The organism is Bacillus sp. JKS001846 (genome assembly GCF_900176455.1).
Taxonomy (GTDB): Bacteria; Bacillota; Bacilli; order Bacillales; family Bacillaceae_G; genus Bacillus_A; species Bacillus_A cereus.
In genome coordinates this window covers 856,153-878,257 of the sequence record NZ_FWYG01000001.1, presented here as the reverse complement: position 1 = coordinate 878,257, position 22,105 = coordinate 856,153, and the positions used below count along the sequence as shown (strand labels likewise).

The window sequence follows — 22,105 nt, the reverse complement described above, 5'->3', positions numbered from 1 at the left end:
GAAAAGAAGATTTTTCTATTGAATTATGTCAAAATAAAGTGAAACTTTAATCAGCGGAAAAATGCGGGATAAAGCGAAAGGGGATGGAACCGTGAAACCAAAAGTTTATATTGCTGAACCAGTTCCAACATTTGTAGAAAACTATTTATCAGAACACTGTGATTATGAAAAATGGGAGCAAAATGAGAAAGTACCTCGTGATATTCTATTAGAGAAAATACAAGATAAAGATGGGTTATTAAATTTCGGATCTGCTATTAATGAAGAATTACTGACAGTAGCTCCTAACTTAAAAGTAGTGAGCAACATTTCTGTCGGTTACGATAATTTTGATTTACAAGCGATGAAAAACCGAAATGTTATCGGAACAAATACACCATACGTATTAGATGATACAGTAGCTGATCTCGTTTTCGCCCTTATGCTATCAGCTGGGCGCCGCGTTTGCGAACTCGATTCTTACGTGAAAAATGGTGAATGGAACGCTGAAATCGGAAAAGAACACTTCGGACTAGATGTACACCATAGCACAATTGGTATTATCGGTATGGGCCGAATTGGAGAAGCCGTTGCAAAACGAGCAAAATTCGGATTTGATATGAATGTTCTTTACTATAACCGCCGTCGTAAAGAAGAAGCTGAACAAAAATTCGATGCTACATATTGTGATTTACAGACGCTACTGAATCAGTCTGACTTTATTGTTCTTCTTACTCCATTAACAGATGAAACATATCACCTTATCGGAGAAAAGGAATTTTCATTAATGAAAGACACAGCAATCTTCATTAATGCTTCTCGCGGCAAAACAGTAGATGAAAAAGCGTTAATCCATGCTTTAACAGAAAAGAAAATCTTTGCAGCAGGTATCGATACATTTACACAAGAGCCGATTCAAAAAGATAATCCACTCTTATCATTACAAAATGTTGTGACTTTACCACATATCGGATCTGCAACATTAAAAACTCGTCAGCAAATGGCCATGACCGCCGCTGAAAATTTAGTTGCAGGGTTACAAGGAAAAACACCGCCTAATATTGTTCGCGGGTAATACTGAATAAACGAAAGGCAAGATGACATCGTCATCTTGCCTTTTTTTGTTAACATATTTTCTTCTTCCTTGGAGATGATATGAACAAAAATCAATGGAGTGACAAAAAATGAATCATAAATATACTTGTCCTTATTTCACTTTTTCCACTCGCGGCACTACTGTTCATTACGAATTGTATGAACATGATAATAAAACAGAACGTCCTACTTTCATACTCGTTCACGGCTTTTTATCTTCCTCATTCAGTTACCGCCGTCTCATTCCTTTACTATCGAAGGAAGGAACAGTCATTGCTCTTGATTTGCCACCGTTCGGAAAAAGTGATAAGTCTCATCTGTTTAAGTATTCTTATCACAATTTAGCAACGATTATTATTGATTTAATTGAACATTTATCTCTCTCAAACATTGTATTAGTTGGGCATTCTATGGGTGGGCAAATTTCTCTCTATGTAAACCGTATACGTCCTGAACTCATTTCAAAGACGATTTTACTATGTAGCTCGAGCTATTTAGCGCGCGCAACCTTACCTTTACTATACTCTTCTTATTTACCGTTCTTTCATTTATACGTAAAGAACTGGATTATAAGGCGCGGCATTGTTCATAACTTAATGAATGTCGTTCATGATCACTCATTAATTGACGATGAAATGAAAAAAGGTTACTCCGCTCCTTTTTATGACGACCGTATATTTCCCGCTTTAACTCGCATGATACGAGACCGTGAAGGTGACTTATCTTCAACTGAATTACAAAAAATCGAAACACCTATCCTACTCATTTGGGGTGAAAAAGACCGCGTCGTCCCTGTACATGTAGGTCATCGTCTACACAAAGATTTACCGAATTCAAAATTTATTTCTTACGAAAATACAGGACATTTACTACCTGAAGAAAAGCCTGAACATGTTTATGAAGAAATTATCGCTTTTTCCGCGCAATAAAATGAAACTTTAATCAGCCTCCACCTAACTTCTTTGCTTCCGCTAAATTTTGAGGTGAAGGTCTTACTACCCAGCAGATAGCGGGATAATATAAAAAAGGCTGTCGGAAATCCCGACAGCCTATAATGAACAGCTTCCGCCTTCTTTTATTACAAGTAATTCCACAGCTAATTTCTCACATTTTTCAAGCGCAGGTACTTCCTCAAAAGACATAAAGTATATATGTTGAATCTTCTTTGCGATATATTTTGGATCGTCAAACACACTTATGACGCTCACAACATCGCTCGCTTCTGTTTCATAAAACTCCGGTCCCATTTGAAACGGATCCCAATTCTTCACAACCTCTATCATCTTTTCATATGTACCCATTCGCTTCCCGCCTTTTCACTTTTTAATACTTTTCTTTATCCTATCACATCAGCTATTCTATAAGAAGAGAGAGAACTTTCATAACTTATTGGTTTTACAGAAGAAGGGAGCAAACTTATGCAACTATTTCATAAAGCAATCAATCGACGTGGAACGCATAGTATAAAATGGGATACATATAAAAACGAAGAACTTATCCATGCTTGGATTGCTGATATGGATTTTGAAGTACCAAAACCAATTCAAACTGCCTTAAAACAACGAATCGAACATCCGATTTTTGGCTATACACTTCCTCCCGAAAATATTGGAGATATTATTTGTAACTGGACAAAACAACAATACAACTGGGATATTCAAAAAGAATGGATTGTCTTTAGCGCCGGAATCGTTCCAGCTCTTAGTACGAGCATACAGGCTTTCACCAAAGAAAACGAATCTGTTCTCGTACAACCACCTATTTATCCTCCATTTTTCGAAATGGTCACAACAAACAACAGGCAGTTATGCGTGAGTCCATTACAGAAACAAAATGATACATATGTGATAGACTTCAAGCATTTAGAAAAGCAGTTTCAGCAAGGCATCAAACTCTTGCTTCTTTGTAGCCCTCATAACCCAATCGGACGCGTTTGGACGAAAGAGGAACTTGTGCAGCTCGGATCGTTATGTACTAAATATGACGTAATCGTTGTGGCAGATGAAATTCATTCCGATATCATTTATGCAGACCATACACATACACCGTTCGCTTCCTTATCTGAAGAATTAGCAGAGCGCACTATCACTTGCATGGCTCCAAGTAAAACATTTAATATCGCTGGATTACAAGCGTCGATCATTATCATTCCAAACGAAAAGCTCCGTCATGCCTTTACAGCCATCCAGTATAGACAAGGCTTCCACGGGTTAAATATCTTCGCTTATACAGCGATGCAAAGCGCCTATACAGAATGTAATGATTGGCTAAACGAAATTCGATTATATATAGAAGATAATGCTCAATTTGCTTGTGAATATATTAAAACTCACATACCTGCTCTTTCCGTAACGAAGCCAGAAGGTAGCTTTTTATTATGGATTGATTGTTCTCGTCTAAAGCTTTCTCAAAACGAGCGTACCGCACTACTTGAGGAAAAAGGAAAAATCATCGTTGAACCTGGTGAGAAATACGGGTTAGGTGGCGAAGAACATATTCGAATTAACATCGGCTGTCCACGATCTGTTTTAGAAGAAATTTTAAACAGACTGCGTCATACGTTTTCATAATAAGAAAGGAGTCTGTCCCGAATCATTCTTGGGGCAGACTCCTTTGTCATATTTTGTCGGTAAATCGATATATTTCAAGTTACGGTCGATATATTCCAATAATCGCCGATATAATTTGAGTTACAGTCGATATATTCCAATAATCGCTGATATATTTTCAATTACATTTCACAAAGAAAGCTACCATTCACGGTAGCTTTTACTTTTTCTTCATATCCGATGCTTTTTTTACAATTACGCCACAAGCAATTCGATCCCCTGATTTACCTGTCGGTTGTGTCATACCATCATCAGGGTTTTCTGTAATAATAATAGACGCTCCATCTTTTCTATGAATCGTCGTTTTCCCTTCTTCAAGTGTAATGTGAGGTGCATCGATTTCTGCTTTAATCTTTCCAGAACCATCTGCAACTACGTTCGGTAAATCACCGTTTTCTGCACCCTTCGGATTAAGGAGTCCATGCTTTTTATTATCAGGATTAAAATGATTCCCAGATGATTCAAATCGTGGTGCTTTACACTCACCAATTTCGTGCACATGTATGCCGTGCGGGCCTGGCGTGAAACCTTCCCCTTTAATCTTAATTTTCACTCCGCTTGTTTGCTGAGTTACTTTCGCAGTCCCCACTTCATCACCTGAAGCATTATGTAATTTCACGTCAATTTCTTTCGGCTTTCCTTGGTCACAACCTGCCATCAGAAATAGTAAACAACAACTGAAAAAAAGCCGTTTTTTCATTTTATTCCCTCCAAAATATATTCTGCCCTTAGATTGTCCGAGCATAGAAGGAAACATACAAAAATGAGTTACTGTTTCTTTTCAGCTAATAGTTTTTCTTCAACTTTCTGTAATCGGTCTGCTTCTCTTTTTGATATACGAATAAACATGCGCCACGTGGCAATAGCACCGATAATAAATAGAACGCAAACAATCCCCGGAATAATATATTCTGTTTTATCTTCCGGAAAATATAAAGGCATCATATAGAACACTCCTTATTATAGGATTTATAAAACATCAGAATTTTCTGTTATATTATTTTAAATTATAGTGCAACCTCCCCATATTCTCAAGGGGCGTTCTGAAAACGAAGGATTTCTTTGACTCCTTCCCTCACTTTCCTTACTATAAACTTGAGGTGAAAAATATGAGAGAAACATTTGAAATTGGTGAAATCGTTACTGGTATTTATAAAACAGGAAAATACATTGGTGAGGTTACAAATAGCCGCCCTGGCAGTTACGTCGTAAAAGTATTAGCTGTTTTAAAACATCCGGTGCAAGGTGACTTACATAACGTAAAACAAGCTGACGTACCATTTTTCCACGAAAGACGTGCTTTAGCTTTTCGTGAGCAAACGAACATTCCAGAACAAATGGTGAAGAAATATGAAGGAGAAATTCCGGATTATACAGATTCACTAAAATTAGCATTAGAAACTCAAATGAATTCATTTTCTGAAGATGATTCACCTTTTGCAGAGCGTAGTCTAGAAACATTAGAACAGTTAAAGAAAGACTACGAACTCTAAAAAACAAAACGACCAAATTACATAATGTGCAATTTGGTCGTTACTGTGTGCTCACTTTCTTTAACACTTTTGAAAAATCAACAAGTTCTCCTAATGTTGGAGGTGCTGGTTTTACTAAATACTCTTTATCTTTTTCTACTAGTTTAAAAATGTTGTACGTCGTCATTGCATCATCAAGCGCACAATGATGCTTCCCTGTCCCTACTTTTCCATACGCCTCAATTGCTTTCCATAATCCTGTTTGATTTCTTTCTCCAAAAAACTTCTTATACTCAAGAGATAAATCACGACACTGTCCGAAGAATGGAAAAGCTATCCCTGCCATTTCACAATTATGCTTCAGCACTTTCATATCCATATTTCCCCACGTTACAATTGTCGGTTTACATTTCGTTTCGTATTCTGAAAGCTTCTTAACGAGTTCAGGAAATGAAATCCCTTTATCCACGACTTCTTGTTTTATTCCTAAAAACTTCTTACATCGATCCGTTAAAGAGGGAAATGTTTTCGGCCTAACATGTGATGAATACGTATCTTCTACCTTACAGCCAGCAACTGAAACGAGTCCTACCTCAATAATCTCTGGAAAAAATCCTTTCGGTTTCTTTCTATGCTGGGGCATCGTAAACTCAAAGTCTAAAAATAAAAATCGTTGTTCATCCATACGATCCCTTCCTTATCATTTTTGTCATTCCTTTCTATTTGACACTCCTACACGAACAAGCTCGAATGCTAATTCCATTTTAAATATTCAGATTGGATGTATCTTATATATATGTCAAATGCCCACAAATATTTTAAAAAATAAGAAAAAATGACCTATGCAGAAAATATGACAAAATCTCTCCTTTCATTTACATCCGCCATTTTCCTACTTTATAATGACGTTATGTGTGTTTCTTCTAGAGCATTTTTGACACACTAAGAAAAAGTGAATGAAAGGAGATGAGATTTTTGCACGAAACAACGCAAGAACTCGCTAACTGGCAGTATTATTTTGCTATCGCAGTCTTTTTAATTACATATGCCATTATTATTTCTGAAAAAATTAATCGCGCTGTCATCGCACTTCTTGGTGCAGCACTCATGGTAATTGTGGGGGTCGTCGATTTACATAACGCCTTTACGAAACATATTGAATGGGGAACGATTACGCTACTCATCGGTATGATGATTTTGGTGAACATTACGAGTAAATCAGGTGTCTTCCAATACGTTGCCATTAAAGCAGCAAAAGGGGCACAAGGAAATCCAATTAAAATTTTAATTTCACTTTCCTTACTTACCGCGCTTGGCTCCGCATTTTTAGATAACGTTACAACTGTACTTCTTGTTGTTCCAGTTACTTTATCTATTACGCGCATACTGCAAGTAAATCCTGTTCCTTATTTACTTTCTGAAATTATTTTTTCAAACATTGGAGGAACAGCAACATTAATTGGTGATCCACCTAACATTATGATTGGTTCTGCAAATAAGCATTTAGACTTCAATGCTTTCCTATTGAATCTAGCACCTATTGTAATTATTATTATTGCAGTTACAGCGATAATACTTTACTTCATGTATCGCAAACAATTAATTGCCGATCCTGTACAAGTTAAAAAATTAATGAGCTTAGATGAAAAACAATACATTAAAGACCCAGTATTAATGAAAAAATCTTTAACGGTACTTGGACTTACAATTGTAGGTTTCATGACTCATTCTATTTTCCATATCGATGCCGCTATTATCGCCTTAACTGGTGCTACTGTACTTATGTTAATTGGTGTGAAAGAGCATGAAATTGAAGAAGTATTTGCAAGCGTAGAGTGGGTAACAATCTTCTTCTTCGCAGGGTTATTCGTACTTGTTGGAGGACTTATCGATATCGGTCTTATCAAAATGTTAGCTCAAAAAGTAATTGGTATAACAGGCGGAGATATTTCTTACGCATCCATCCTTATTTTATGGGTATCTGGTATCGCCTCTGCAACAATTGATAACATCCCATTCGTCGCAACAATGATTCCACTTATTAACGATATGGCAGTTGGGCTAGGCTTATCACCATCTGACGCACAAATCGATGTATTATGGTGGGCATTAGCACTAGGTGCTTGTCTGGGCGGAAACGGAACATTAATCGGAGCTTCTGCTAACGTAATCGTTGCAGGTATCGCGAGCCGCGAAGGACATAAATTTAGTTACATGGACTTCCTAAAAGTCGGTTTCCCAATTATGATCGTTTCATTAATCATTTCTCACATTTATATTTATTTACGCTACCTTATGTAGTAGAAAAAGCGCTCTGATAATCAGGGCGCTTTTTTACTTATAGCTACTTATCAACAAAAATGAAAAATCTACTCTTTATATCTCACCGGTTCATTTCGAATAATAAATAAGTGAATCGGTAAGAACACCGAAAATGTGATTACATGAATAATCGTAAATAATATAGAGTTCGTTCCGTATCTGTCTAAAATAGCGTAGATAAGATAAATGGACAATACAATCGATACAGCTGTTGCTAGTAAACTTATAATTGGTACGAAATTAAAAATGAAACATGCAACATATATGCCGAATACTTTCCACCCTGCTTCTTCTTTCAAAAAATCTGGTAATTTATCTTTCGCTAAGTCCCCCCACGTCTTACTATTCAAAAACGGAATAAACGCAAGCACCCCGTCCGTTGCACCATCATTTTTCGCCATCGAATAAAGTGCAAAAGCCGTTAACAAATATGAAATAATTGCCCAAATCAATATAACAAGAATAAACGCAAAACTAAGAGCAAAGAAACCTGCTAGTACGCCTTGATCCTCCATCTTATCCTCTCCTCTCTACTTTCAACATATTTCATTACATTGCAAGTTATGTTTTAAAATTTATCCAAACTCTTTGTATAATAAGAGAAGAAAGAGAATAAGAGAGGAGAAACACGTATGCATCCATTTGTAAAAGCATTACAAGAGCATTTTACAGCTCATCAAAATCTTGAAAAAGCAGAACCTATGGCTCGTTATATGAAAAATCACTTCCCATTTCTAGGTATTCAAACACCGGAAAGACGCCAATTATTAAAAGACATCATTCAAATACATACTCTCCCAGATAAAAGAGACTTCCAAATTATCGTACGTGAACTTTGGGACTTACCAGAACGTGAATTCCAAGCGGCTGCACTTGATATTATGCAAAAATATAAAAAGCATATAAACGAAACACATATCCCCTTCTTAGAAGAATTGATTGTAACAAAATCTTGGTGGGACACTGTCGATAGCATCGTACCTACATTTTTAGGTAATATCTTTTTACAACATCCAGAATTGATTTCTGCCTATATCCCAAAATGGATTGCATCAGATAACATTTGGTTACAACGTGCCACTATTTTATTCCAACTCAAATATAAACAAAAGATGGATGAAGAACTTCTTTTCTGGATTATTGGACAACTACATTCTTCAAAAGAATTTTTCATTCAAAAAGCAATTGGCTGGGTCCTTCGTGAATATGCAAAAACAAATCCGGATGTAGTTTGGGAATACGTGCAAAACAATGAGCTCGCTCCATTAAGTAAGCGCGAAGCAATTAAGCATATTAAACAAAATTACCGAATAAATAACGAAAAAATAGGCGAGACTCTATCATAGATAGACGCGTTCCTCTATTGAGATTTAAAAAAGAACGTGTTAGAATATGTTCATTATTATTAATATAAGTAGCGATGACGGACTTATAAGTACTTGCATAAAAAGCGATTCAGGGATAGTGAAAGCCTGAAGCCGCAAGGAAACGGCAGTCCTGAGCAATACATGATAAAGTGGATGCACCTTTTGTGTATCAACTAGGGTGGAACCGCGGGCAAACGCTCGTCCCTAGGCAAATAAGCCTTGGGATGAGCGTTTTTTTATGTTCTTTTTAACATATACTGCCCGTTTCCAAAGTATCAGAGTATGTCATCGCCAATACGTTAACTTTCAAAAGGAGGATTTTCTTATGTATTCAATGGAACAAGTTGTAAACTTAGCGAAACATCGCGGTTTTGTTTTCCCTGGTTCTGAAATTTACGGTGGTCTTGCAAACACTTGGGATTACGGCCCACTTGGAATCGAATTAAAAAATAACGTTAAAAAAGCTTGGTGGAAAAAATTCATTCAAGAATCTCCACACAACGTTGGTTTAGACGCAGCTATTTTAATGAACCCTAAAACTTGGATCGCTTCTGGTCACGTTGGTAACTTCAACGATCCAATGATCGACTGTAAAAAATGTAAAGCTCGTCACCGTGCTGACAAATTAATTGAGGATGCTTTAGATGCAAAAGGCATCGAAATGGTTGTTGACGGTCTTACTTTCGACCAAATGGCTGACTTAATGAAAGAACATGAAGTAAAATGTCCTGATTGCGGTAGTGAAGAATTTACTGAAATCCGTCAGTTCAACTTAATGTTCAAAACATTCCAAGGTGTTACAGAGTCTAGCACAAACGAAATCTTCCTTCGTCCTGAAACAGCACAAGGTATTTTCGTAAACTTCAAAAACGTTCAACGCTCTATGCGTAAAAAGCTTCCATTTGGTATCGGCCAAATCGGTAAGAGTTTCCGTAACGAAATCACACCTGGTAACTTCACATTCCGTACACGTGAATTTGAACAAATGGAACTTGAATTCTTCTGTAAGCCTGGTGAAGATTTAGAGTGGTTCGCATTCTGGCGTGAAACTTGTAAAAACTGGTTACTTTCACTTGGTATGTCTGAAGAGAGCATGCGTCTTCGTGACCACGGTGAAGAAGAGTTATCTCACTACAGTAATGCAACAACTGACATTGAATTCAAATTCCCATTCGGTTGGGGCGAACTTTGGGGCGTTGCATCTCGTACAGACTTCGACTTAAAACGTCACATGGAACACTCAAACGAAGACTTTAACTATATCGATCCACAAACGAATGAGCGTTACGTACCATACTGCATCGAGCCATCTTTAGGCGCAGACCGCGTAACATTAGCATTCTTATGTGATGCATATGAAGAAGAGCAATTAGAAAACGATTCTCGTACAGTTCTTCGTTTCCACCCTGCTTTAGCACCATACAAAGCAGCTATCTTACCATTATCTAAAAAGCTATCTGAAGGTGCTACTGAAGTATTCGCAGAATTAGCTAAAGACTTCATGGTAGACTTTGATGAAACTGGTTCTATCGGTAAACGTTACCGTCGTCAAGACGAAATCGGTACACCATTCTGTATCACATACGACTTCGACTCAGTTGAAGACAAAGCTGTTACAGTACGTGACCGTGACACAATGGAACAAGTTCGTATGCCAATTAGCGAACTAAAAGGTTTCTTAGAGAAGAAAATCCAGTTCTAATTATAAGAAAAAGAGGCTGCTCATAAGAGCGCCTCTTTTTTATTTTTCACGTTTTTCTTTAATTGCTACTGTACATCTTGATATACATAGTAAATCATCATTTTCATCAATAATGCGAACATCCCAAACCATTGTCGATTGTCCTCTATGTATTGGTGTTCCAATCGCTGTTACAATTCCATCTTTCTTTGAGCGAATGTGGTTCGCATTAATTTCTAATCCGAAACAAATACATTTTTCTTGATCAATTAAATTATATGAACCAACACTTGCCACTGTTTCTGCTAATGCAACCGATGCACCACCATGTAAAAATCCAAATGGCTGATGCGTACGCTCATCAACAGGCATCGTAGCAACCACCTTATCTTCTGTCATCTCTAACAACTCAATTCCAAGTGAATCCATTAAAGTTTTTGCCATATCGCTTCCCCCTTCTCTTACTTTAATTAAATGTATAATTTTACCTATTTATTTTCAAACTACTTATAACACTTATATAAGGAGGCTTCACCTAAATGAAACAGAAATTTTGTATATTACTGCTTATGTTCTCCTTGCTGACTATTGTACCAAATTGTGCAATAACAGCCAAAGCATCTAACCTGACAATCGATGTTAAGACTGTAACGCAAAAAGGTAAGAAACCTTATATAGAATATCAAATAAACAGGCCTTCTTTTCACGAATTTTCTGACTCTAAATTTCAAAATAAACTCAATTTATACTACAAAAAATCCACTGACAAATTTAAAACCAAATTAGAAAAAGAAGCAAAAAAATATTATAAAGAGACAGAAGGATCTAGTACACCATTTCATCCGTACGTAGCAAATGTTGATTATAAAGTCTCTTTAAACAAACCACCTTTTCTTAGCCTATATGTGAATTACTATCAATATACTGGTGGAGCACACGGTCTTTATACGTGGAAGGCAAATACATTCGATTTAAACGAAAAAAAGGTACTGCACTTAGACGATTTATTTGAACAAAAGGATAAATATAAAGATGTAATCCGTGCGGAGATTGTACGACAAATTAAACAAAATGAAAGCATTTATTTTCCTGATGCAACTGAAAAAGTAATGAGTATGAAAAAATTCCACTTCTTTTTAGAGCCAGACAATCTCGTCATTTATTTCCCTTTATATGAGATTGCTCCCTATTCAAGTGGAATTCCGCAATTTCGTATTCCATATACGTTGCTAAGAGACTATTTAAAGCCTTCTTATCAAAATATTTTGATTGACAACAAGTAAATATTTTCGCTACGATAATGTTAACCTAAAAACAACAAGAGGTTAACATTATGAGAAGATTTCATGTTTTAGATTTAGCATTAGCTGCCATGTTCGTTGCTCTTATGGCAATCGGTGCAAATATTGTATCTTGGGCACCATTCCTTCAAGTAGCAGGCATCCCATTATCTATGCAACCATTTTTCGCAATTTTAGCAGGTCTTCTTCTTGGAAGTAGACTTGGTGCCTTATCCATGACTGTATATATGCTCGTTGGCGTAGCCGGCGCACCAATCTTCGCTAACTTCAAAGCTGGATTTGGAGCACTTTTAGATCCTACTGGTGGTTTTATTATCGCATTTATTATCGTTGCTTACGTATCCGGAAAACTAGTAGAACAAAAAGAAAGACCAACATTCATTACATTTGCAGTTGCCTCTTTCACAGGAATTATTTTAACTTATATAATCGGTACTACTTACATGTACGGGGCAGTCAATCTCTTTATGGGCGGTAATATGAGCTATAAAGCTGCTTGGATGATTATGATGTGGTTTGCAGTAAAAGATATTGCATTTACAATTATCGGTGCTATTATCGCACCTCGCATATATTATGCTGTGCGTCGTTCTGCTTATCAGCATTCTCATTCGACGATTTCATAATAAAAAAATGAGTTATTTCAGTATACTGAAATAACTCATTTTTTATTATGACTCTTGATTCGCTTGTTCTTCTAAAATTTTCTTCATCATCGCAACCATGTCATCACGTAATTCTGGGTGTTGCAGAGCCATTTCGATTGTCGTTTGAACGAATCCTAGCTTTTCACCTACGTCGTAGCGCTTTCCTTCGAAATCGTAGGCAAATACACGTTGGATTTCATTTAAGCTTTGGATTGCATCTGTTAACTGAATTTCACCACCAGCACCGACATGTTGCTGTTCTAAGAACATAAAGATTTCAGGCGTTAAAATGTAGCGCCCCATAATCGCTAAGTTTGAAGGAGCTGTACCTTGTGCTGGTTTCTCAACGAAATTGCGAACTTGGTAACGACGACCTTCTTGTTCTAATGGATCGATAATTCCATAGCGATGTGTTTCCGACTCTGGAACAGTTTGTACACCAATAACAGAAGAAAGTGTTTTTTCATACTCATCCATTAATTGACGTAAACACGGTTTCTCAGCTTGGACAATATCATCACCTAGTAACACTGCAAATGGCTCATCACCAATGAATTTACGTGCACACCAAACAGCATGTCCTAGTCCCTTCGGCTCTTTTTGACGGATGTAATGAATATCTACCATTTTTGAAGAAGCTTGTACTTTTTCAAGCAACTCATATTTTTTCTTCTCTAATAAGTTTTGTTCTAGTTCAAATGCGTTATCAAAATGATCTTCGATAGAGCGCTTTGTTTTACCAGTAACAATAATAATATCTTCGATTCCCGATTTCACTGCTTCTTCTACAATGTATTGAATCGTTGGTTTATCTACTATCGGTAACATTTCTTTCGGCATTGCTTTCGTTGCTGGTAAAAAACGTGTTCCTAATCCAGCTGCTGGGATTATCGCTTTTCTTACTTTTTTCATCACAAAATACCCTCTCTCCTGTCGGAATCAATAGCAAGCATTTCCTACATAAAACAAAAGGGAGATTTCGCTCCCTTTTGTTCCTTACTACTTAAAATTACTTTGTATTATAAACGATTCATAATGTCTTCTTTAATAGTAAGTAACTTTTGTTCACTATTTTGTAAAGAACTATCTTTTACACCAAAGTAAAACTTAATCTTCGGCTCAGTTCCAGATGGGCGTAGGCAGAACCATGAACCATCCTCTAATTGATATTTTAACACATTTGATTTCGGTAAGTGAATCTCTTCTTTATGTCCATCTTGTAAAGATGTAACAACGCTCGCTTTATAGTCTTCAACTGCTACGACTGTTAAGCCCGCCACTTCTTTCGGAGGATTCTCACGGAACGTTGCCATCATCTCTTGGATTTTTTCCGCTCCATCTTTTCCTTTTAACGTTAACGATACAAGGTCTTCACGGAAGAAGCCGTACTTCTCAAATACTTCTAATAGACCGTCATATAACGTTTTCCCTTGTGATTTGTAGTATGCAGCTACTTCACATGCAAATAGAACAGATTGTACTGCATCTTTATCACGGCAGAATGGGCGGATTAAATAACCATAGCTTTCCTCATAACCGAATTGGAATTCATATTGTCCACTTTCTTCATACTGTCTAATTTTCTCACCGATAAATTTAAATCCAGTTAACGTATCAATTGTATCTAAACCGTATGCTTTTGCAATTGTACGACCAATTTCAGACGTTACGATTGTTTTTAATACGACACCGTTCTCTGGAAGCGTTCCGTTTTCTTTCTTTTGAGATAGTAAGTAATCAAGCATTAATGCACCTGTTTGGTTTCCTGTTAATACTTGGAACTCACCATTATGATTGCGCACTGCTACACCAAGGCGGTCTGCGTCAGGATCAGTTGCGATTAATATATCTGCGCCTACCTTTTCACCGTCACGAATTGCATACTCAAACGCTGCGTGCTCCTCTGGGTTCGGTGATTTTACTGTAGAGAAGTTTGGATCTGGTAACTCTTGCTCTTTTACAACTGTTACATCTGTAAATCCAACTTCTTTTAAACCACGGCGTACAGAAATATTTGATGTTCCGTGTAATGGTGTAAAGACGATTTTTAAGTCTTTACCGACCTTTTCCACCATTTCTTTATTAATGATGACATTGTTCAATTCTGCAGCATATGCATCATCTACTTCTTGTCCAATAATATGTAATAAACCGTCAGCTTTTAATTGCTCTACATCAGCGACTTCAACTGTTAATTCATCTTCTACTGCATTTACGTAGCTAATTAACTCATCTGCTTCTTTTGGAGGTAACTGTCCACCATCTTCACCGTATACTTTGTATCCGTTATATTCAGGTGGATTATGGCTTGCCGTAAGAACGATTCCACTTACTGTATGTAAATGACGAACTGCGAAAGAAAGTACTGGCGTTGGACGTAAGCTTTCAAACACATATGTTGTGATACCGCGTGCACCAAGTGTAGCAGCAACTTCCATTGCAAACTCAGGTGATTTATGACGAGAATCATAGGCTACAACAACACCGCGTTTTTTCGCTTCCTCACCTAACTTTTCGATAAAGCTTGCTAATCCTTTTGTTGCTTTACGAACTGTATATACATTTAAACGGTTCGTACCAGCACCAAGTTCACCACGCATACCACCTGTGCCAAACTCTAGATTTTTATAAAAGCTATCCTCGATTTTCTTCTCATCTTGCTTCATATTTTCTAGCTGTTCTTTTAATTCTGCATCTAATTGTGCGTAAGAAAGCCAGCGACTAAATTCTTGTTTCCAATTCATTCTTCTCTCTCCTCTCGCTCGTCATACCTTTATTATATGAAAAAAACATGCTGTATCTCAATATTTTATAAAATCTAACAGGATTTTACTAGGAATATTTGTATACACTATTATTAAATACTCCACTAAAGGGAATGAGGATTATGCACGAATGGGGCTTGTCAGAAGAGCTCAAAATACAAACAAAGCAAATGATTGAAATTGCTGAAAAAGAACTATCGATTATGAGGAACGCAATCGATAAAGAAGACGAATGTATTTTATGCAAAATGGAAGATATTCATCATATGTTAGCAAATGTACAAACATTGGCAGCTACATACTATATTCAGGCATATTTATCACCTTATACGGAAAGTTCATCTTTTATTACGACAGCTATCCAACATTTAAGCGCCAGAAAACATGGTGCTCTTATCGTCGTGGAACGAAACGAGACGCTTGAAGCTCTCATTCAAACTGGAACGACATTAAACGCTCATTTAACTGCGCCATTACTCGAATCAATATTTTATCCAGGTAACCCTCTTCATGACGGTGCCGTTCTCGTAAAAAATAATCATATTGTCTCAGCTGCTAATATTCTTCCTTTAACGAAAAGTACAGAAGTTGATCCTGAGCTAGGAACACGTCACAGAGCTGCAATTGGCTTATCTGAAAAGAGTGATGCACTTATATTAGTTGTCTCTGAAGAAACGGGCCGTACTTCTTTTGCTTTAAATGGGGTTTTGTATACGATTTCTTTATAAAGTGAAACTTTAATCAGCCCTCACCAATCGAGCGTTTACCGGCAATCCGACCTAACTGCTTTCCTTTCGCTGAATTTTGAGTTATGGGTCTTACTACCCGGCAAATAGTGGGATAAACAAACCTATAAAAAAGAAGACTGTTCCAAAATATCGGAACAGTCTTCACTTATACTCTTATTCTTCTCCAAAACGCTCCACAAGTGTTGCAAGTGTACGTACCATTGCGCCAGTTGCTCCAGCTGGACCTAAGTCGTGCGCACCTTTTGTTTCTGATGTTCCAGCGATATCTAAGTGTACCCATGGTGTATCTTCAGCGAATTCGCCTAAGAATGTACCTGCCATAACCGCATGTCCTTCACGGCCTGGTGAGTTATTTAAATCAGCAAACTTACTGTTTCTCACACGTTCTTTATCACGATCAAAAATCGGTAGTTGCCAAATTGGCTCATCTGTTTCCATAGAAGCCTCTAGCACTTGCTCAAATAACTCTTCATTATTTGTCATTGCGCCTGTCGTATAGTTTCCAAGTGCAACAATTACACCGCCTGTTAATGTTGCAACATCAACAAGGTAGTTTGCACCAAGTTTTTTCGCATACGTAATACCGTCAGCTAAAGCTAGACGACCTTCTGCATCCGTATTTAATACTTCAATTGTTTTTCCGCTCATAGATGTGATTACATCGTCTGGCTTAAATGCCGTACCACTTACAACGTTATCAGTTGAAGGAATAACAGCGATCACATTTTGTTCTGGGCGAAGTTCACCGATAATTTCCATCGCACCTAATACAGCAGCTGCACCGCCCATATCACCTTTCATACCAACCATGCCTTCACGTGGTTTTAAAGAATAACCACCAGTATCGTATGTAATACCTTTTCCAACGAACCCAATGACATCTGTCCACTCTTCTTTTCCTTTATAAATAAGAGCAATCATTTTTGGTGGCTCTACACTACCTTGGTTTACTGCAAGTAACGCACCCATACCAAGGTCTTCCATCTCTTCTTTCTCAAGAACTTTATAGTCCATATCATATTTCTCCGCTAATTCAACAGCATACTCAGCAAGCTTTGTCGCTGTTAATACGTTTGGCGGCATATTTACAAGTGTACGAGCTGAATTTGTTGCACGTCCATGTACGTAGCCAACTGTTAATGCTGCTTCAATTTCTTGTGCATCTTCCGCTGTAATAGCCGTGAACTTCTCTAACTCTACACGATCCTTTTTATCTGATTTATACGTTTGTAACTCATATGTACCAAGGCCTTGTACCTCTGCCGCAATATGAGCGACATCAATCGCGTCTAATTTCTCTGTTACGAAAGAATCAAGTAAGATTGCTGCATCTCGTACTTTTGCTGCTTGCAGTGTTTTAAACGCCTTACCAAGAGCCGCACGTAACGTTTCTGTCGTGTAAGATTCTTTCTTTCCTAAACCAACAAAGTAATAACGTTTCACATTTATTTTCCCTAAGCTATGTACTTTCGAAATGGCCTTTTTCTTCGTAGATAATTCTTTCTCTTCTAGTAAAACTTGTAATTGCCCTTCAAACGCTTTGTCCAGTTCTTGTACAAAACTACTCATTTTCTCTTCTTCAAATAAAGCAACAATTACCGCTTCATGACCTGCTAATTCTTTTTGTACTTGAAACATGTTCAGACCCCCTAAATTTCTCTACCACCATTATAACTTTATTTTCGATAAAATGCGATAATTCTAACTACAGTTATATGGCGTGTAAAATCGCAGATCCAAAATCTCCTCTATCATGAAATAAGCCAAGAAAAAAAGTCTAGCGTAATTACGACTAGACTATCTTTGTTTTAAATATTGACCACGAAACACTTGCATCGTTTCGTCTTGATTTAACATCGTTAACTCTTCTTCTGTAAATTTACCATTTCCTACTTTTACTACGTACACATTTACTTTTTTCTTACCCCATTGGCTATAAACATCTTTCACCGTATCATAATATAGATCAAGACGGTTTCCTTTTATTGCACCGCCCTTATCAGCTACTACACCATACCCGTAACCTGGCACGAAGAGAATCGTTCCAATCGGGAATACGCGTAAGTCCGCAGCAATTGTGGAATATAAATCCCTTTTCACTTTGACACCTGAATATGTAATACCATACTCTGGATGCCCTGGCCTCTTACCAGTTGACTCAATCCCCGATGTATAACCTGTTGCAGTCATTTCAATTGAACGATATTTAGACCAGTCGTTTGCCTGCTCTAAAGCATTTATCACTTCTTTACTCGGAGCAACATTTCTCTTAACTTCTGCTGCATGTACTTCTTTTGCACTCATTCCTTCATATATCTTTACAATCTCTAATAAAGAAACTCCTGTGAAAGCATTCCATGTTACGCATAATGCAATTGCAAGTAAACAAGTCATCATAATGCGAATACAATATCGTTTTAACATTTTTATATTCCACACTCCTTCATCGTTAATCATTCCCTATACGATGAAGGAATATGCAAAAAAATAATCTCCAACTTAATTGGAGATTAAAACATTTGATATCCGCTTTTCCGAAGTTTCTTGATTACGACTCCTGCTAAAGCAGCCCCTACTAATCCAGTAGATAGAATAAATACGTCTGCTTGTCCTAAGTGCGATACACTTGTCCCAAATGAAGAAAATGTTTCTTTCGGTTTTGAAAAATAATCCCACATACTCGCTTTATTAATAATAAGCATACAAACAATCGGATACACAATAACCATTACCCAAGTAGCTCGCAAAATCATGTTGAGTAAAAATCCAATTCCAAAGAACAAAATAAAGAATAACATCATTGAAATAAGTAGTACCGGTATACTCACTCTTTTCCCCTCTCCTTCGCACGTGCCGTAAATACGTGATAAGCTGTATAACCAAATGGTTCACCTGGATTTAATGTTTTGTCCACTTCAAGATGTAGTTCTGATCTTCCTTCTAACAAATATTTAATAAGCACAGACGTATTCGGATCGTCTACAATCTTATCCGGATGTAAGAACGCCACTTCAGACAATTCTTTCTCCTGTACAATAATATTTTCTCCTTCAGGTTCCAAAAGGAAAATAATCATATTATCACTAATCTCATTACGAATAACACCCGATCGAACACCAATAATCCCCTTCACATGAGCGACAATGCCTGTCTCTTCTAACACTTCGCGTTTCACAGCTTCATCAACCGTCTCACCTTCATTTACAAAACCAGCCGGTAAAGACCATTTCCCTTTTAATCCACTGTATTTCTTCTTAACAAATAGCCACCTACCATCTTTTGTAGCTACTAAACCACTAACAGCTAGCCATACCTTCCCTCGTTTCTCCATGATGTAATAACCTCCTCCATCAGAACGGACAGAATATTCTTTCTTTTTTATATATTATACTATATTTTTAATATGAAAAAAGCAGAAACAGCTCTTAGCCGTTTCTGCTTTTTCTACTATATATTAAAAGAACTTTAATTTACCTTTTTTAAGAACTAATAAAGGTCCACCTAATAAGAATAGGTAACGGTTATCGATTACTTTCTTCATGAAGGAAGCTTTCCAACCTGTTAACTTTTTACCCATAACAACGCCCATTGCATCGTCATGACCTAAAGAACATACAGATCCTTTATTATCGAATGCGAATTTCTTCATTTCGCCCTTGCCACGAACTAATACAGTTAAGTTGTGTGCAATATTGTAACCTTGTTGAATTGCAATTTGTGCTGTTGGTGGGTAAGGACGGTTAATTTCTTCATTAATGATTAACGCTGCGTCACCAACCATGAATACATCTTCGTATCCTGGAGCGTGCATGTACTCATCAACTTTTACACGTCCGCGCATTGCTTCAAAGCCAGACTCTTCCACAATACCATTACCACGAACACCTGCAGCCCAAACTACTGTTTCAGACTTAATTAATTCAGTGTCATCGCCATTCGCAACGATAATACCTTCTTCAGTTGCTTCTTTAATTGCTGTACCGATGCGGAATTCTACACCTTTTTTCTCAAGCTGTTTTACAGCGTATTCTACTAACGCTGGATCGAAACCTGGAAGTGCTGTTGGAGCAGCTTCTACACAGATGATACGTGCTTTTTCACGTGGTACATTATACTCTTTGCAAAGTTCAGGAACACGGTTTGCAAGCTCACCTACGTACTCGATACCAGTAAATCCAGCACCACCAACAACGATTGTTACTAACTCATCGCGTTGTTCAGTTGCATATTTAGAGAAACTAGCTTCCATATGCTCACGAATTTCACGAGTTGCATTAATGTTAGCGATTGAGAATGCATGCTCTTTTAATCCTGTAATTCCGAATGTTTCTGATTCGAAACCAAGACCAATTACTAAGTAATCATACTCTAACTCACCATCTTTTAAGATAATGCGTTTTTCAGCAGCTTTAATTTCTACTACTGTGTCTTGTACAAAGTTCACTTTATTTGTATCAATAACGTCTTGAATATCTAGACAGATTTTTTCATCTTGTAATGTACCAGCTGCGCTCTCATGTAACCAAGTCGCTTGGTAGTGATAGCTGTTGTTGTTTACTAGCGTAATTTCAGCTTCATTTACAGATAATGCTTTTTGCAGACGAACAGTCGTAATCATCCCGCCATAACCTGCACCTAAAACTACGATTTTTGGAGTCTTCACCAAATCACAACCCTTTTCTTTATATAATAGTAATAAAAAATAATACCAAGTACTAAAAACTCTATTTGTCAAGAATGTGGAATTTATCACATTCTATATCATAACAAAACGCAGTCAAAAAATCGTACGAATTTTGTCATAGAAATTTAACATAATACTTCCCTATATTAGTCGGTTTTATTCCAGAATTCAAGCGTCTGGAGAATTATCAATATTTTAAAATAACATAGCGTTTTCAAGGGTTTTTTAGCCTTTTTTTCATGTATTTTCCTTTCTGTATATTTTATACAATAAAAAAGAACCTATGCGAAAACTTACACACAATTCAGTCGTTTTCAGAAGTATTATGAACTCAAATATGCTATCATTTATTTGAAAGTGTCATCATTTGCAGGATTTTCGTGTACATATGAACAATATATGAAATCAATATCAAAATTCCATCTATAGGGGGAATGAAAGTGGCAGAAAATCAAAAAGTTTACGACATAACAATTATTGGTGGTGGTCCAACGGGACTGTTCACAGCATTTTATGGCGGTATGAGACAAGCAAGTGTAAAAATCATTGAAAGCTTACCTCAACTTGGCGGACAATTATCCGCACTCTACCCTGAAAAATACATTTATGATGTGGCTGGATTTCCAAAAGTGCGCGCACAAGAATTAGTTGATAACTTAAAAGAGCAAATGAAGAAATTTGACCCAACTGTTTGTTTAGAAGAAGCTGTCGATACGCTTGAGAAACAAGCTGACGGTATATTTAAACTTGTTACGAATAAGCAAACTCACTATTCTAAATCAGTTATTATTACTGCTGGCAATGGTGCTTTCCAACCACGCCGCTTAGAATTAGAAGGTACAGCGAAATACGAAAAGAAAAACTTACATTATTTCGTTGATGATATGAATAAATTTGCTGGTAAGCGCGTCGTAGTATTTGGCGGTGGCGACTCAGCAGTAGACTGGACAATGATGTTAGAACCGATTGCTGAAAAAGTTACAATCGTTCATCGTCGTGATAAATTCCGTGCGCATGAACATAGCGTAGAAAGCTTAATGAATTCTCGTGCAGAAGTAAGTACACCATACGTTCCAGTAGAACTCATTGGTGATGACAAGATTGAACAAGTCGTTCTTCAACATGTAAAAACGGAGGAAAAAATTATCATCGATGTTGATGACGTAATCGTAAACTACGGCTTCGTTTCTTCTCTTGGCCCAATTAAAAACTGGGGCTTAGATATACAAAAAAACAGCATCCTTGTAAATTCAAAAATGGAAACAAATATTCCTGGCATTTACGCTGCTGGTGACATTTGTACATATGAAGGAAAAGTAAAACTTATCGCTTGTGGATTTGGCGAAGCACCGACAGCAGTAAACAATGCAAAAGCTTACTTCGATCCAAATGCAAAACTTCAACCGATGCATAGCTCAAGTATGTTTTAATATG

24 protein-coding genes are annotated in these 22,105 nt (G+C 37.1%); 11 read left to right on the top strand and 13 right to left on the bottom strand.

The features are described 5' to 3' along the window. Window positions 1-61: 61 nt before the first annotated feature. Complete coding sequence (locus B9A45_RS04680) at window positions 62-1,054, top strand: 2-hydroxyacid dehydrogenase (protein ID WP_016110871.1); 993 nt, start codon at window positions 62-64, stop codon at window positions 1,052-1,054. A 109-nt stretch (window positions 1,055-1,163) separates the two neighbouring features. Next, window positions 1,164-2,003 (top strand): alpha/beta fold hydrolase, encoded by an 840-nt coding sequence (locus B9A45_RS04675; RefSeq protein WP_001015858.1) that lies wholly within the window; start codon window positions 1,164-1,166, stop codon window positions 2,001-2,003. A gap of 120 nt (window positions 2,004-2,123) precedes the next feature. On the opposite strand, the gene B9A45_RS04670 is transcribed toward B9A45_RS04675, so the two are convergent. After that, a complete protein-coding gene (locus B9A45_RS04670) occupies window positions 2,124-2,375 on the bottom strand; it encodes a YugE family protein (protein WP_000537645.1) in 252 nt (83 codons plus the stop codon). A gap of 117 nt (window positions 2,376-2,492) precedes the next feature. Here B9A45_RS04670 and B9A45_RS04665 point away from each other — a divergent pair, with 117 nt between their 5' ends. Next, a complete protein-coding gene (locus B9A45_RS04665; protein WP_001175817.1) occupies window positions 2,493-3,644 on the top strand; it encodes a MalY/PatB family protein in 1,152 nt (383 codons plus the stop codon). Window positions 3,645-3,843: 199 nt separating this feature from the next. On the opposite strand, the gene sodC is transcribed toward B9A45_RS04665, so the two are convergent. Then, a complete protein-coding gene (gene sodC / locus B9A45_RS04660; protein ID WP_000746503.1) occupies window positions 3,844-4,383 on the bottom strand; it encodes a superoxide dismutase [Cu-Zn] in 540 nt (179 codons plus the stop codon). 68 nt (window positions 4,384-4,451) lie between these two features. Further along, window positions 4,452-4,628, bottom strand: a complete 177-nt coding sequence (locus B9A45_RS32080) for a hypothetical protein (protein WP_000982755.1) — start codon at window positions 4,626-4,628, stop codon at window positions 4,452-4,454. Window positions 4,629-4,792: 164 nt separating this feature from the next. Between B9A45_RS32080 and B9A45_RS04650 the strand changes: the two genes are divergently transcribed. Next, window positions 4,793-5,176: a kinase-associated lipoprotein KapB gene (locus B9A45_RS04650; protein ID WP_084063897.1), complete on the top strand. Its 384-nt coding sequence runs from the start codon at window positions 4,793-4,795 to the stop codon at window positions 5,174-5,176. 40 nt (window positions 5,177-5,216) lie between these two features. On the opposite strand, the gene kapD is transcribed toward B9A45_RS04650, so the two are convergent. After that, the gene (kapD, locus tag B9A45_RS04645; RefSeq protein ID WP_000344358.1) at window positions 5,217-5,840 is read right to left on the bottom strand and encodes a 3'-5' exonuclease KapD; all 624 of its coding nucleotides are present in this window, start codon (window positions 5,838-5,840) and stop codon (window positions 5,217-5,219) included. A 290-nt stretch (window positions 5,841-6,130) separates the two neighbouring features. Between kapD and B9A45_RS04640 the strand changes: the two genes are divergently transcribed. After that, complete coding sequence (locus B9A45_RS04640; protein WP_000545231.1) at window positions 6,131-7,456, top strand: ArsB/NhaD family transporter; 1,326 nt, start codon at window positions 6,131-6,133, stop codon at window positions 7,454-7,456. Between the two features lie 68 nt (window positions 7,457-7,524). On the opposite strand, the gene B9A45_RS04635 is transcribed toward B9A45_RS04640, so the two are convergent. Then, a complete protein-coding gene (locus tag B9A45_RS04635; RefSeq protein ID WP_000390061.1) occupies window positions 7,525-7,992 on the bottom strand; it encodes a hypothetical protein in 468 nt (155 codons plus the stop codon). 117 nt (window positions 7,993-8,109) lie between these two features. Between B9A45_RS04635 and B9A45_RS04630 the strand changes: the two genes are divergently transcribed. Both B9A45_RS04630 and B9A45_RS04620 read left to right on the top strand, forming a co-directional pair. Continuing rightward, the gene (locus B9A45_RS04630; protein ID WP_016110874.1) at window positions 8,110-8,823 is read left to right on the top strand and encodes a DNA alkylation repair protein; all 714 of its coding nucleotides are present in this window, start codon (window positions 8,110-8,112) and stop codon (window positions 8,821-8,823) included. 346 nt (window positions 8,824-9,169) lie between these two features. Continuing rightward, window positions 9,170-10,546: a glycine--tRNA ligase gene (locus B9A45_RS04620; protein ID WP_000287147.1), complete on the top strand. Its 1,377-nt coding sequence runs from the start codon at window positions 9,170-9,172 to the stop codon at window positions 10,544-10,546. A gap of 39 nt (window positions 10,547-10,585) precedes the next feature. On the opposite strand, the gene B9A45_RS04615 is transcribed toward B9A45_RS04620, so the two are convergent. Further along, complete coding sequence (locus B9A45_RS04615) at window positions 10,586-10,969, bottom strand: hotdog fold thioesterase (RefSeq protein ID WP_001140612.1); 384 nt, start codon at window positions 10,967-10,969, stop codon at window positions 10,586-10,588. 95 nt (window positions 10,970-11,064) lie between these two features. On the opposite strand from B9A45_RS04615, the gene B9A45_RS04610 reads away from it, so the two are divergent. Then, complete coding sequence (locus B9A45_RS04610) at window positions 11,065-11,808, top strand: DUF3298 and DUF4163 domain-containing protein (RefSeq protein ID WP_000810318.1); 744 nt, start codon at window positions 11,065-11,067, stop codon at window positions 11,806-11,808. A gap of 50 nt (window positions 11,809-11,858) precedes the next feature. After that, a complete protein-coding gene (locus B9A45_RS04605; protein WP_016118807.1) occupies window positions 11,859-12,452 on the top strand; it encodes a biotin transporter BioY in 594 nt (197 codons plus the stop codon). A gap of 45 nt (window positions 12,453-12,497) precedes the next feature. Here B9A45_RS04605 and galU read toward each other — a convergent pair whose 3' ends face one another. Together galU and B9A45_RS04595 are read right to left on the bottom strand one after the other, a co-directional pair. Next, window positions 12,498-13,385, bottom strand: coding sequence for a UTP--glucose-1-phosphate uridylyltransferase GalU (gene galU, locus B9A45_RS04600; protein WP_002097988.1), 888 nt, complete (start codon window positions 13,383-13,385; stop codon window positions 12,498-12,500). Between the two features lie 107 nt (window positions 13,386-13,492). Beyond that, a complete protein-coding gene (locus B9A45_RS04595) occupies window positions 13,493-15,217 on the bottom strand; it encodes a phospho-sugar mutase (RefSeq protein WP_084063896.1) in 1,725 nt (574 codons plus the stop codon). Between the two features lie 143 nt (window positions 15,218-15,360). On the opposite strand from B9A45_RS04595, the gene cdaS reads away from it, so the two are divergent. After that, a complete protein-coding gene (cdaS, locus tag B9A45_RS04590; protein ID WP_000545253.1) occupies window positions 15,361-15,966 on the top strand; it encodes a sporulation-specific diadenylate cyclase CdaS in 606 nt (201 codons plus the stop codon). A gap of 174 nt (window positions 15,967-16,140) precedes the next feature. Here cdaS and pepA read toward each other — a convergent pair whose 3' ends face one another. The 5 genes from pepA to B9A45_RS04565 form a co-directional block, all read right to left on the bottom strand. Further along, entirely contained in the window at window positions 16,141-17,625 is a 1,485-nt protein-coding gene (gene pepA / locus B9A45_RS04585) for a cytosol aminopeptidase (RefSeq protein ID WP_000487942.1), read from the bottom strand. A 159-nt stretch (window positions 17,626-17,784) separates the two neighbouring features. After that, window positions 17,785-18,411 (bottom strand): 3D domain-containing protein, encoded by a 627-nt coding sequence (locus B9A45_RS04580; protein WP_000920098.1) that lies wholly within the window; start codon window positions 18,409-18,411, stop codon window positions 17,785-17,787. Between the two features lie 86 nt (window positions 18,412-18,497). Further along, entirely contained in the window at window positions 18,498-18,815 is a 318-nt protein-coding gene (locus tag B9A45_RS04575; RefSeq protein ID WP_000027016.1) for a YuiB family protein, read from the bottom strand. After that, a complete protein-coding gene (locus tag B9A45_RS04570; protein WP_000415321.1) occupies window positions 18,812-19,318 on the bottom strand; it encodes an NUDIX hydrolase in 507 nt (168 codons plus the stop codon). Before B9A45_RS04570 ends, B9A45_RS04575 begins: the two co-directional genes overlap by 4 nt. A gap of 123 nt (window positions 19,319-19,441) precedes the next feature. Then, on the bottom strand, window positions 19,442-20,650 hold the full coding sequence (locus B9A45_RS04565; protein ID WP_000856612.1) for an NAD(P)/FAD-dependent oxidoreductase: 1,209 nt from the start codon (window positions 20,648-20,650) through the stop codon (window positions 19,442-19,444). A gap of 461 nt (window positions 20,651-21,111) precedes the next feature. Between B9A45_RS04565 and B9A45_RS04560 the strand changes: the two genes are divergently transcribed. Then, window positions 21,112-22,101, top strand: a complete 990-nt coding sequence (locus B9A45_RS04560; RefSeq protein ID WP_000829788.1) for an NAD(P)/FAD-dependent oxidoreductase — start codon at window positions 21,112-21,114, stop codon at window positions 22,099-22,101. The last annotated feature ends 4 nt before the right edge of the window (window positions 22,102-22,105 follow it).

Excerpts from the sequence above, each read along its gene's own strand:
- B9A45_RS04610 (WP_000810318.1), top strand. The coding sequence starts at position 11,065 with ATGAAACAGAAATTTTGTATATTACTGCTTATGTTCTCCTTGCTGACT.
- B9A45_RS04675 (WP_001015858.1), top strand. The coding sequence starts at position 1,164 with ATGAATCATAAATATACTTGTCCTTATTTCACTTTTTCCACTCGCGGC.
- B9A45_RS04665 (WP_001175817.1), top strand. The coding sequence starts at position 2,493 with ATGCAACTATTTCATAAAGCAATCAATCGACGTGGAACGCATAGTATA.
- B9A45_RS04650 (WP_084063897.1), top strand. The coding sequence starts at position 4,793 with ATGAGAGAAACATTTGAAATTGGTGAAATCGTTACTGGTATTTATAAA.
- kapD (WP_000344358.1), bottom strand. The coding sequence starts at position 5,840 with ATGGATGAACAACGATTTTTATTTTTAGACTTTGAGTTTACGATGCCC.
- B9A45_RS04620 (WP_000287147.1), top strand. The coding sequence starts at position 9,170 with ATGTATTCAATGGAACAAGTTGTAAACTTAGCGAAACATCGCGGTTTT.
- B9A45_RS32080 (WP_000982755.1), bottom strand. The coding sequence starts at position 4,628 with ATGATGCCTTTATATTTTCCGGAAGATAAAACAGAATATATTATTCCG.
- B9A45_RS04615 (WP_001140612.1), bottom strand. The coding sequence starts at position 10,969 with ATGGCAAAAACTTTAATGGATTCACTTGGAATTGAGTTGTTAGAGATG.
- B9A45_RS04670 (WP_000537645.1), bottom strand. The coding sequence starts at position 2,375 with ATGGGTACATATGAAAAGATGATAGAGGTTGTGAAGAATTGGGATCCG.
- pepA (WP_000487942.1), bottom strand. The coding sequence starts at position 17,625 with ATGTTTCAAGTACAAAAAGAATTAGCAGGTCATGAAGCGGTAATTGTT.
- B9A45_RS04580 (WP_000920098.1), bottom strand. The coding sequence starts at position 18,411 with ATGTTAAAACGATATTGTATTCGCATTATGATGACTTGTTTACTTGCA.
- B9A45_RS04595 (WP_084063896.1), bottom strand. The coding sequence starts at position 15,217 with ATGAATTGGAAACAAGAATTTAGTCGCTGGCTTTCTTACGCACAATTA.
- sodC (WP_000746503.1), bottom strand. The coding sequence starts at position 4,383 with ATGAAAAAACGGCTTTTTTTCAGTTGTTGTTTACTATTTCTGATGGCA.
- galU (WP_002097988.1), bottom strand. The coding sequence starts at position 13,385 with ATGAAAAAAGTAAGAAAAGCGATAATCCCAGCAGCTGGATTAGGAACA.
- B9A45_RS04635 (WP_000390061.1), bottom strand. The coding sequence starts at position 7,992 with ATGGAGGATCAAGGCGTACTAGCAGGTTTCTTTGCTCTTAGTTTTGCG.
- B9A45_RS04570 (WP_000415321.1), bottom strand. The coding sequence starts at position 19,318 with ATGGAGAAACGAGGGAAGGTATGGCTAGCTGTTAGTGGTTTAGTAGCT.
- B9A45_RS04630 (WP_016110874.1), top strand. The coding sequence starts at position 8,110 with ATGCATCCATTTGTAAAAGCATTACAAGAGCATTTTACAGCTCATCAA.
- cdaS (WP_000545253.1), top strand. The coding sequence starts at position 15,361 with ATGCACGAATGGGGCTTGTCAGAAGAGCTCAAAATACAAACAAAGCAA.
- B9A45_RS04680 (WP_016110871.1), top strand. The coding sequence starts at position 62 with ATGCGGGATAAAGCGAAAGGGGATGGAACCGTGAAACCAAAAGTTTAT.
- B9A45_RS04605 (WP_016118807.1), top strand. The coding sequence starts at position 11,859 with ATGAGAAGATTTCATGTTTTAGATTTAGCATTAGCTGCCATGTTCGTT.